The organism is uncultured Tenacibaculum sp., assembly GCF_947504135.1.
In the GTDB taxonomy this organism is placed as follows: domain Bacteria; phylum Bacteroidota; class Bacteroidia; order Flavobacteriales; family Flavobacteriaceae; genus Polaribacter.
Genome location: NZ_CANNGG010000016.1, coordinates 1 through 240, shown reverse-complemented (window position 1 = coordinate 240; position 240 = coordinate 1). Strand labels below are relative to the sequence as shown.

The 240-nt window shown below is 46.7% G+C and carries 1 protein-coding gene; it reads right to left on the bottom strand.

Annotated features, from left to right (window positions below; all coding sequences use genetic code 11):
* Positions 1 to 240, bottom strand: a 240-nt coding sequence (locus tag Q0663_RS12635) for a hypothetical protein (RefSeq protein WP_299011696.1), incomplete at both ends; no start/stop codon positions are given.

Genomic DNA, 240 nt, shown 5'->3' with positions numbered 1-240 from the left:
GGCACCACTTTGTACGATTGCACGGTATTGCGTGGTGGTGGTAAGGTTGGTTGCTGTTAAGGTCGTGGTAGTATTGGAGATATCGGTATCAGTCGCAAAGTTATCGGTAGAACTTTCCCAACGGATGATATTTCCTGTCTGTCCACTTAGGGTCAATGTTGTTGAATTGGTACCAGTACACACATTGGTACTTCCCGCAATGCTTCCTCCCACCGAAGTAGGATCTACAGTAATGGTTGC